This window comes from Lysinibacillus sp. EB271-A1-10B, from assembly GCF_058791335.1.
In genome coordinates, this window is record NZ_JBYTDL010000006.1 from 120,056 (window position 1) to 131,484 (window position 11,429).

The 11,429-nt window shown below is 38.7% G+C and carries 9 protein-coding genes; 3 read left to right on the plus strand and 6 right to left on the minus strand.

The features are described from left to right. The first annotated feature begins 7 nt into the window (after positions 1-7). Positions 8-658, plus strand: coding sequence for an acetoin utilization AcuB family protein (locus tag AC3WSK_RS11005; RefSeq protein WP_079561636.1), 651 nt, complete (start codon positions 8-10; stop codon positions 656-658). Then, positions 655-1,815, plus strand: a complete 1,161-nt coding sequence (locus AC3WSK_RS11010) for an acetoin utilization protein AcuC (protein ID WP_492412863.1) — start codon at positions 655-657, stop codon at positions 1,813-1,815. Before AC3WSK_RS11005 ends, AC3WSK_RS11010 begins: the two co-directional genes overlap by 4 nt. 105 nt (positions 1,816-1,920) lie before the next feature. Here AC3WSK_RS11010 and ccpA read toward each other — a convergent pair whose 3' ends face one another. Together ccpA and AC3WSK_RS11020 are read right to left on the minus strand one after the other, a co-directional pair. Further along, on the minus strand, positions 1,921-2,925 hold the full coding sequence (gene ccpA, locus AC3WSK_RS11015) for a catabolite control protein A (protein ID WP_079561638.1): 1,005 nt from the start codon (positions 2,923-2,925) through the stop codon (positions 1,921-1,923). Positions 2,926-3,534: 609 nt separating this feature from the next. Beyond that, positions 3,535-4,620 carry a bifunctional 3-deoxy-7-phosphoheptulonate synthase/chorismate mutase gene (locus AC3WSK_RS11020; protein ID WP_079561639.1) on the minus strand — a complete coding sequence of 362 codons (1,086 nt, stop codon included), beginning with the start codon at positions 4,618-4,620 and terminating at the stop codon, positions 3,535-3,537. A 181-nt stretch (positions 4,621-4,801) separates the two neighbouring features. On the opposite strand from AC3WSK_RS11020, the gene AC3WSK_RS11025 reads away from it, so the two are divergent. Beyond that, on the plus strand, positions 4,802-6,955 hold the full coding sequence (locus AC3WSK_RS11025; RefSeq protein ID WP_492412866.1) for a cell division FtsA domain-containing protein: 2,154 nt from the start codon (positions 4,802-4,804) through the stop codon (positions 6,953-6,955). Between the two features lie 50 nt (positions 6,956-7,005). On the opposite strand, the gene AC3WSK_RS11030 is transcribed toward AC3WSK_RS11025, so the two are convergent. The 4 genes from AC3WSK_RS11030 to AC3WSK_RS11045 all read right to left on the minus strand — a co-directional run. Continuing rightward, entirely contained in the window at positions 7,006-7,506 is a 501-nt protein-coding gene (locus tag AC3WSK_RS11030; RefSeq protein WP_427483210.1) for a YtxH domain-containing protein, read from the minus strand. Positions 7,507-7,639: 133 nt separating this feature from the next. Further along, positions 7,640-8,146, minus strand: coding sequence for a DUF948 domain-containing protein (locus AC3WSK_RS11035; protein ID WP_079561642.1), 507 nt, complete (start codon positions 8,144-8,146; stop codon positions 7,640-7,642). Positions 8,147-8,257: 111 nt separating this feature from the next. Beyond that, complete coding sequence (gene murC, locus AC3WSK_RS11040; RefSeq protein ID WP_079561643.1) at positions 8,258-9,571, minus strand: UDP-N-acetylmuramate--L-alanine ligase; 1,314 nt, start codon at positions 9,569-9,571, stop codon at positions 8,258-8,260. A gap of 228 nt (positions 9,572-9,799) precedes the next feature. After that, on the minus strand, positions 9,800-11,429 hold a 1,630-nt coding region (locus AC3WSK_RS11045), incomplete at its 5' end, for a DNA translocase FtsK (RefSeq protein WP_492535033.1).

Below are 11,429 nucleotides of genomic sequence, written 5' to 3' on the forward strand. Positions count from 1 at the left end.
TGAGTATATGATCGTTGAAGAAATTATGAATGATGAGCCTCACACACTGGCTCCGACAAATACAGTCGTTGAAGCACTGAAATTAATGCGTGAGAAAAAAGTACGTCATTTGCCAGTTGTAGATGAGGAACATCACGTTCTTGGGGTTATCACAGAAAGAGATATAAAAGAGGCTTTACCTTCCTCATTACGGGATGAGCCTAACTCTCCAGTTTTTAATGCAAAAGTGGAAGAAATTATGATTAAAAATCCACTTGTCGGTCATCCGCTTGATTTCGTAGAAGAAGTAGCTCTTACTTTTTATGAATCCAAAATAGGATGCTTACCCATTGTCTCTGGGGGGAAATTAGTTGGGATTGTAACTACTACAGATTTACTCTATACATATATAGAGTTAACAGGCGCCACTGAACCCGGCTCAAAAATTGAAATTCGTGTAGCCGATACGCCAGGAATATTATTTGAAGTCACAAAAATTTTTAGCGAACATCATGCAAATGTCCAAAGCGTCTTAGTTTATCCTGACTCTGAAAATACGCAAAATAAAATATTAAGTGTCCGAGTAAAAACCCTGAATCCACTAGCTATGATTGAAGAACTTCGTAAAGAAGGCTTCGATGTATTATGGCCAAATTTACCAGGTGTTTCATTACAATGAAAAAAGCAGTATTTGTTTACTCGTCAGAGCAACTCGGATATAAATTTTCAGATAATCATCCTTTTAATCATAAACGCTTGACACTTACAATGGATTTGCTAAAGAATATTGATGCTCTTAATGATTTGGATATCGTTCCAGCTCGTGTCGCTACAGAGGAAGAGCTTTTACTTGCGCATGATCAAAAATATATTGATATCGTTAAAAGAGCAGGACATGGCGAGCTTTCAGAAGCACAATGTGAAAGCTATGGCATCGGTACTGAAGATACACCCATTTTTGAAAATATGCACGAAGCAAGTGCACAGCTTGTCGGTGGAACGTTAACAGCTGTCGATTATGTTATGGAAGGAAAGGCCGAGCACGCCCTCAATCTAGGTGGAGGGCTACATCATGGCTTCCGTGGCCGTGCATCAGGTTTTTGTATTTATAACGATAGTTCTGTAGCCATTCGCTATTTGCAGGAAAAATACAAGGCTCGTGTACTTTATGTAGATACCGATGCCCATCATGGGGATGGAGTGCAATGGAGTTTTTATGAAGATCCAGATGTTTGTACACTATCTATTCATGAAACAGGTCGTTATCTTTTCCCCGGAACTGGTAATATTACGGAACGTGGAAATGGACAGGGTTATGGCACTTCTTTTAATTTTCCAATTGATGCTTTTACGGAAGATGAGAGTTTCCTAGAAATATATGAAAAAGCTATGCGAGAAGTCTTTGAATTTTTCAAGCCGGATGTTGTGCTAACACAAAACGGCGCAGATGCACATTTTTTTGATCCATTAACACATTTATATGGAACAATGAAAATTTATCGAGAAATTCCAAAGCTTGCACATAAATTAGCACATGAATATTGTGGGGGGAAATGGATTGCTGTTGGCGGTGGAGGCTACGATATTTGGCGTGTTGTGCCTCGCGCATGGTCTATGCTTTGGCTTGAAATGACAGATCAGCAATTTCCAACAGGCCCCCTCCCTCAAGCATGGTTAGATCGTTGGCAGCCTGAATCACCAGTGCCTTTGATTCCAACTTGGGAGGATCCAAACCCACTATATGAGCCAATCCCTAGAAAGACTGAAATTGAAGAAAAAAACACGCAAATGCTAACCAAGGCGCTACATATTATTCGCAATGAGAACCGCGCTTAACAATATGCCTCACGACAATCGTGGGGCTTTTCGTTTGCTCTTAGTCATCTATACAACTATATAAAAACACGTAAATCCTTAAACAGATTTACGTGTTAAGTATCGTTATTTACTTTTGACAGATTGTCGATGTTCAATACGATGCGGTAAAATAACCGCTTCGTCCTCAACAGGCTCTTTGCTCATTAATTTTGTCAGCAAGCGCATTGCGACAGCTCCGATATCGTACAGTGGTAACGCGACACTTGTTAGCTGTGGACGAACCATCCGAGCTAATTTTGAATTTTCAAAGCTAATTACTTCGATATCCTCAGGTACATCTTTGCCTGCATCCTGTGCACCATGAATCAATCCAATTGCTAATTCATCACTACCTGCAAAATAAGCAGTTGGAGGATTTTCAAGTGAGGATAATGTTTCCCACGCCTCTAAGCCCATATCATAACTCGATTCATCTGCAGCGATTAGTGATTCATCTATAGGGTAACCTGCATCTTGTAAGGCTTTTTTATAAGCTGCAAGTTTGAATTTTCCATTAATAGTATACGAAAGCGGACCTGTTACGAAAGCGATTCGCTTATGACCATTTTGAATAAGTAATGTAACCGCCTCATATGCTGCTTGGTAATAATCAATATTAACAGTCGCAATTGTTTGTGATTCATCTACTGAACCTGCAAGTACAATTGGCACAGGAGAGTGATCCATAGTTTGTTGCATTTTTTCAGTTACTTCGTCACTCATCATGACAATACCGTCAACCTGTTTCCCCAGCATTGTATCCAGTAGCTGAAGCTCTTTATCTTCATGTTGGTCTGAGTTGGCTAAAATAATATTGTAACGATACATTGTTGCAATATCCTCAACACCACGCGCCAGCTCCGCATAAACATTGTTTGCAATATCCGGGATAATCACGCCAACTGTTGTTGTTTTCTTACTTGCTAATCCTCGCGCTACTGCGTTTGGACGATACTCTAATCGTTCAATCACTTCTAATACTTTTTTTCGTGTTGCCGGTTTTACGTTTTGATTACCATTGACTACACGAGAGACAGTTGCCATAGAAACATTTGCTTCTCTTGCAACATCATAAATTGTAACAGTCATCGTACGTGCCTCCCTTTTTCCTTTAATAGCCTTATCATACGATAATTTTCATATTCTTTTCAAGAAGCAGTATGTATATGAAAAGAAAAACCAAGTACAAGTAGTACTCTTCTAGACATTATTTTGTCACTATATAGTAAACACCGCCTGCCAATTAAAGCAAGCGGTGTTTATCAACATATCAATTATGCCTCGGCATATTGCGTCTGGGATCGGCTTTGTGCTTAGGCCTGCAGATGTTTTTTGTGCGAAAGCGCAGTATTAACGTAGCGGCAGCAACAACAGGATACAGGTCAGTTAGCCGATATCGCATGGCTGCGATGATTTTAGGCTAATTTCCTATATTGAACTCCTTCCCGATTCCGTGACATCCACCGGAGGCTTTGTGCCAACAGATGTTTTTTGCGCGAAAGCGTAGTGCTAACGTAGCGTCAGCAGCACGATGTTTTTTGCGCGAAAGCGTAGTGCTAACGTAGCGCCAGCAACAGCACCAATGTTGGTCACTCAGCCGTGTGTTGCTGCCGCTTCGCTTTCGCACAGATAAATTGCCACAGGACGTGGCGTTCTTAGACCGAGTTCCTCTATTTCAGCCGGTATTGCTGAAAGAAGTTAAGCATTGATTTCATGGTTCTTCATGAAATTTTGTAGTGTTTGGTAGAACGCATCAAATGTTGGAATATCCATTTGTTGTTGTGAATCTGAAAGTGCTACAGATGGATCTGGATGCACCTCTGCCATGACGCCATCAGCTCCAATAGCAATTGCCGCCTTAGCACATGGTAATAGTAAATCACGACGACCTGTTGAGTGCGTAACGTCTACAAATACTGGTAAATGCGTTTCTTGTTTTAAAATTGGTACAGCAGAAATATCTAATGTGTTACGTGTTGCTTTTTCGTAAGTACGAATACCACGCTCACAAAGAATGATGTTTTCATTTCCTTTAGACATAATGTATTCTGCTGCGTGAATGAATTCATCAATTGTCGCTGCTAAGCCTCGTTTTAAAAGAACAGGTTTATTTGTTGCCCCCGCTGCTTTTAATAATTCGAAGTTTTGCATATTACGTGCACCAATTTGGATAACATCGATGTAATCTAATGCTTCCTCTAAATGGCCTGGTGTAACAATTTCCGTAATAACACCTAAACCGTATTCCTCTGACACACGTTTTAAAATTTTAAGTCCTTCTAACCCAAGACCTTGGAAGTCATATGGAGAAGTACGTGGCTTATAAGCACCACCACGAATTAATTTTTCACCTTTTGCTTTAATAGATTCTGCTACCGCTGCTACTTGTTCGTATGACTCTACAGCACAAGGTCCAAATACGAAAGATGGTTTTCCTTGTCCAATTAGCTCACCATTTATATTAATGACAGTATCTTCTGATTTTTTCTTACGTGATACAAGTAACTCTTTTTTCTTGTCTGCTTCAAGTTGTTTTAAAGCTGTTTTAAAGATTTGTTTAAATATATAATCTACCGTCATTTGGTTTAATGGACCTTGATTGTGCTCTTTAATAAGATCAAGCATGTGTCGTTCACGCAATGGATCATAGCGAATCACACCTTGTTTTTCTTTAATCTTACCGATTTCATCTACTACTGCTGCTCGTTCGTTAATTAGACGAAGAATTTCTAAGTTCAAACCGTCAATTTGACTACGTAAGCTTTCTAAATCTTTTTGGCTCATGCTTTCTTGCTCCTCTCCTTATGACAGACACTTTCAGAACTCTGAAATGTATGTTACATTTTTAGATAATAGCAACATTATAATCAATGTTGCACAGAATGTCACGCATTTTTAATTTAGCGCTTCAACTCGCTAAATTATATAATTATATTAACATATTACGAGAAAGGAAGCGAGTACATTGAGTTCAAAATTATTTGCACTTGATATCGGTACACGTTCTGTAGTAGGCATTATTTTAGCAGAAGATAATGACCACTTTCACGTGGAAGACATTTTAGTAAAAGAACATAAAGAACGCGCCATGGTAGATGGTCAAATACATAACGTCATGTATGTGGCAGATTTAATCAATGAAATTAAACATGAACTTGAAGAGAAGCATGGTCCTTTAACAAAAGTGAGTGTCGCTGCTGCTGGTCGCTCACTGAAAACAGAACAAGCAAGCGTGACAATCAATATTCGTAATCGGCCAATCTTTACAGAAGAAGATATAAGCCGCTTAGAACTACAAGCTGTTCAACAGGCACAACAACAGCTCCTTCAACACAAAGATGATGCTAAAATAAGCCACTATTATTGTGTTGGTTATTCAGTTCTATACTATCGTTTAGATGGAGAGGAGATTGGGAGCCTACTCGATCAGCAAGGCGATGAAGCACAAATTGAAGTTATCGCTACGTTCTTGCCAAGAGTTGTCGTAGAATCACTTATCGCAGCTCTTAAACGGGCGGATTTAGAGATGGATGCACTAACATTAGAACCTATTGCAGCTATTAACGTGCTTATCCCCCCAACAATGCGTCGTTTAAATGTTGCGCTAGTTGATATTGGTGCTGGTACATCTGATATTGCCATTACCGATAAAAGTACTGTTGTTGCGTATGGCATGGTACCAACGGCTGGTGATGAAATAACAGAAGCATTAAGTGACCATTATTTACTCGACTTCCCAGTTGCCGAACAAGCGAAACGTCAACTGCAAACAGAAGAAGAAATATTAATTCAGGATATTTTAGGCTTTGATCAATATTATCCGAAAGAGGAAGTTCTTCAAGCAATCGATCCTGCTGTCAAGCAACTGGCGAAAGCCATTGGAGAAGAAATATTACGTCTTAATAATCAGTCAGCTCCTAAAGCGGTAATGCTTGTTGGTGGAGGAAGCTTAACACCCAAACTTACAACTGAACTTGGACTTATACTAAATTTACCTGCCAATCGCATTGCCGTTCGAGGGATTGACGCTATTCAAAACTTAACAAAGGAAGATCATATTAAAGCATCTCCTGAATTAGTGACTCCAATTGGTATTGCGATTGCAGCAAAAAAAACGCCTATTCAATATATGAGTCTAACTGTCAATGAACAAGTAGTGCGCCTTTTTGAATTAAAAGAAATGACTGTTGCTGATGCATTTTTAGCAGCCAATATTCGAGCAAAGCAGTTATATGGAAAACCGGGGCATGGACTATCAGTGAATGTAAATGGACAAGATATTTTCATTCCTGGTGGTCACGGTCAACCGGCAGAAATTTTAGTGAATGGCCACCAAGCATCCACTAAAACGATGATTAAAACAGGTGATGCCATCCAGCTAATTGAAGGCCAAGACGGTCAGCAAGCTAATGCTACGGTGAGAGATATTGTAGATGATGCTGCCATTAAAACTGTTACGATTCAAGAAACAAAATATGTAATTGAACCACAAATAACTGTTAATGGTTCCCTTGCATCACTCGATAGTGCATTAAATGATCGAGATGTTGTGATGTTTGAAATAGCTGAAACAGTCGAGGATGTATTTAAGCTCACAAATAATTGGGCGTTATTAAAACAATTTGAGTCATTTTATATTCAAGTGGATGGAAAGCCACTTTATTTACCAGATTTTTCAGCTCATTTAATGATTAATGGTAAACCATCAAAAATGTCATATGCTGTACAAGATGGTGATGTACTTACATTTCAGCAACAAACATATCCTTCCGTTCAACGGATTGCTGACCAAATGAGTGTTTTACTTGAGGATAAAATCATCATACACTTTCAAAACGAAGTAGTAGAGCTAAAAAAAATGGCTAACGAAGTTCTCGTTAATCAAGTAGTGGTATCACCTCATTCAACCGTCCCAAATGGGGCCGCTATTTCATTTAAAGAGAAAGACCGAAGTCGTTGGATATACCAGGATGTGTTCCGCTTCTCTAATTGGCAACTGCCTACTACTTTTAAAGGTAATTTTACGATTTTACGAAATGGTCAATCAGCAAGCTTCGATATGGAGATTTTCGGCGGTGATAAACTAGAAATTTTACTAGAAAAAGCGCCTATATCTTAAAAAAGGGATACGATACATCGTTGTCAGATGTATCGTATCCCTTTTATCTATTACGCGCGAACTTCTTCACTTTTTTCTTCAGCTTGTTCCTTTTTTTCACTAGCATCCTGCGCTTTAGGTTCTTCGCTAGAAATGAAATCCTCCAGTGGCTCTTCACCCTCGAAAGATACAGTACCATCGTCAAAAACAGTTGGTGCCTTTGCTGATTTTAATGTTTTTACTTTCTCTACTAATTGTGTAGATTGTTCTTGAATTTGTTTAGATAATTGAACGGTTTTATCTTTTGCAGTTGTCGAGAAATCTGCACTCTTATCTTTTAGGTTGACAGCTTGTACTGCTACATCGCTAAGTAAATCTTTTCCTGATTTCGGAGCTAGTAATAAGCCTGCAGCTGCACCTACTATACCCCCAACTAATGCACCAATAACGAAATCTTTCATGTTCACTCGCTCCTCTTCATAAATCGATTCTTGCGGATGATAAAGCTGCGGCAATGAACTTTCAAGTTGTTGTTCCTTCACTTCATTAAAATTTGGCTTTTGAGTTGTCATGCAACAATTCCTCCCCATCTTATTATCTAATTTGCCTAGACTGGTTGTCCATCTGCTTTTGCGGATGCATTCTTCAACTTATGCCTAAGACTTTATTTTTATTCGGCTGGCATTAACGCCTACCGAACAATAATTATTTTTTACGGCCCCATTTTCTTTTCGATTTTTCAGTTTGCGCTGATTCAAAAGGATAAACATCATCTTGAATCACCTCATTGGCCTGTTCGATAATTTTACGTTTTTTCCACTTATCAGCAATGCCGATTGCGACATTGCTCCACTGAACAACCTGTGCAATTTTTTCTTCATTTTGTTCCACACTTGTAGAAATTGAAGAAGTAATTTGCTGTACAGATTTATTTAAACCATTCACAGAGTCACCAATTCCTTTGACTGCATGAACAACAGAATTTAACTGTTCAGATTTTTCTTGAATATCTTCTGCCAAGCTATTTGTTTTAGCTAGTAAGGAAGTCGTTTCACGTGTAATACCTTCCATTTGACCTTCTATACCCGATAATGTTCCTGCTAAACTGTTAAGGATTGGTTTGAGCGAAAATAATGTCATTCCTACGCTCACACAAAAAATTAAAAAACCGATTGCTGCGATGATTGCTGCAATATACAAAATAACTTCCATAACTAGACCTCCTGCAAGTACAAATTCTCTTTACTATTCATTTCCTTATTTTCGACAAAAAAAACGGAATCCCTTCTCTTTTTTGAGAAAAAACAGCTTATTCCTTGCGGATTAAGCTGTTTCGTTGTTCTTTAGCACGTCTTCAAAAGCATCTTGGAATTTGTGAACATCGCCAGCGCCCATAAATAAAAATACTGCGCCCTTATGCTTTGTCAACACATCGATTCCTTCAGTGGTAATCACTGCACTGCCTTCAATTAAAGACGCTAAATCTTGGATTGAAAGTGCGCCTTGTGTTTCCCTTGCAGAGCCAAAAATATCACATAAATATGCTGTATCTGCAAGACTTAGACTATCTGCGAAATCCTGTAAAAAAGCTTGTGTACGTGTAAATGTATGTGGTTGAAAAATAGCTACTAGCTCACGATCCGGAAATTTTTGTCGTGCCGATTGAACCGTTGCACGGATTTCAGTTGGATGGTGTGCATAGTCATCTATTAAAACATTATTCCCAACTTCCGTCTCTGTAAAACGTCTTTTCACACCTTTATATGTGTTTAAACGTTCTTGAACGATGTCTGGTGAAATACCTTCATATTGGCAAAGCGTAATAACAGCTAAGGTATTTAATACCGCATGATCGCCAAACAACGGGATAAAGAATGTACTATAAAATTCATTGCGGACAAATACATCAAATTTTGTACCCTTTGTTGTTTTTTCAACATTACGAGCCTCAAAATCATTTTCAGCCCCAAATCCATAATAAACAACCGGTACTTTCGCTTGAATACGTTGTAAATGTTCATCATCACCGCAAGCAATAATGGCTTTTTTAACTTGTAATGCTAATGCTTGAAAGGCTGAATATACATCCTCTATGTTTGCAAAATAGTCAGGATGGTCAAAATCAATATTAGTCATTACTGCGTAATCGGGATTGTAAGCTAAAAAGTGTCGACGGTATTCACATGCTTCCATCACAAAGAAGTCAGCATTTTCATGCCCAGCTCCTGTTCCATCACCGATTAAATAAGAAGTTGGCTTATAACCTCCTACAACATGAGACATTAAGCCTGTCGTAGATGTTTTACCATGTGCACCCGTAATAGCAATCGACGTATAATTACCGATATATTCACCTAAAAATTTATGGTAACGAATAACTTCTACACCGATTTCACGTGCACGCTCTAATTCGGGATGATCATCAGGAAATGCGTTCCCTGCAATAACTGTCATACCTTCTTTAATATTATCTGCATTAAATGGAAAAATTGAAATATTACGCTCACGTAACGGCTGTTCCGTGAAAAAATATTTATCAATATCTGAGCCCTGTACTTGTTCACCAGCATCAAATAAGATTTGTGCAAGTGAACTCATGCCAGAACCTTTAATGCCTGTGAAATGAAAAACTGTCATTAATTAAACCCCCCGGGAATTCAATATCCCTTCTATCATCTATTAGGTGTAACGTATTTTTTCACTAATTATTAGGTATTAATACCTTTGGAAGTACAAAAAAATACGTACTAATCAACACATCTCGTCTATTATAGCACTATTTATGCATAAGGATAAATGTGTAACTTTTCTAAAAAAACTAATTTCGACGTAATTAAGATAATCTATACGAAAACAATACAATTCTTATTCAAACATAGCAATTAAATCTTCTTCTGTAATATAACTTTCTCTTGGTTTACTGCCTCTTGCCTCGGACACAAAACCATGTGATTCCAACATATCGATTAAACGAGCAGCACGATTATAACCAATATGGTATTTGCGCTGAATCAAGGACGTAGAAGCACCTCCCTGCTCATAAACAAATCGACATACATCCTCAAACAGATCATCTTGCTCAGCCGAAACTTCCGTCTTCTTTAAAAGTTCCTCTTGATCGAATATATAATCCGGCTCTCCTTGTTCACGAACATGCTCAATAATCGCTTCAATTTCATCATCTGTCACAAATGTACCCTGCAAACGCACTGGAGCAGACATACCATTGCCTAAATATAACATATCGCCCCGTCCAAGTAATCTTTCTGCACCTTGCCCATCTAAAATAGTACGCGAATCGATTTGTGAAGATACCGCGAATGCAATACGTGTAGGAATATTTGATTTAATAAGCCCTGTAATAACGTCAACAGAAGGTCTTTGAGTTGCAACAATTAAATGGATACCACAAGCACGTGCCTTTTGCGCAATACGACAAATTGCCTCCTCTACATCTGCAGGAGACATCATCATTAAATCTGCTAATTCATCAATGACAATTAGAATATACGGTAATTTTAAACTATGTTCATTATTTTTATCCGCAATTGCATTATAACGTGTAATATCACGCGCACCCGCATGAGCAAATAACTGATAACGACGCTCCATTTCCTCTACTGCCCATTTAAGTGCAGCTGTAGCCGCTTTAACATCTGTGATGACTGGACTAACTAGATGTGGAATATGATTAAACGGTGCTAATTCTACCATTTTAGGATCGATTAGCATCAGTTTTAATTCATGTGGTGCAGCTTTATATAATAAGCTAACCAAAATTGAATTAATACAAACTGATTTACCAGAACCTGTAGCTCCGGCTATTAAACCATGTGGCATTTTTCGTAAATCAATGGTTACAGGCTTCCCTGTTAAATCCAGACCCAATGCTGCTTCTAACGGTGAATCTGACTCAAGGAAAGAAGCACTATTTGTCACTTCCGATAATCGAACAGCGCGAGATACACGGTTCGGAATCTCAATGCCAATTGAGCTCTTCCCAGGAATCGGTGCTTGGATGCGGATATCTTTCGCTGCCAATGCAAGCTTCAAATCATCTGATAGATTACGGATTTTACTAACCTTCGTACCATGACTCACTGTTATTTCAAATTGCGTCACGGCAGGTCCTTGCATAATGGATTCTATTTGAGCTGAGACTTGGAAATAAGACAAAGCTTCTACCAGCGTATCTCCCTGTTGCTCCATCCACTCCGTATCCTGTGTTTTTTCCTCAGGTGGCTCTAAAAACTCATCATCTGGCTTTTGATACACATGCACAGGTTTTCGAGGCATTTCCATCACTTGATTTTCCACGAATGTATCAGCTGATTTAGAAGGTTGTTCTGGATACTCTTCTAGATCAATATCATTCTCCTCGGGAATCACTACATTTTCGGTAGTAAGCGCCTGTTCAGTAGTTGATTCTAGTTCCGTTTCGGTAGTTACCCCTACTTCCTTTTCAGCAGTCGCTCCCATTTCCGTTTCAGTAGTT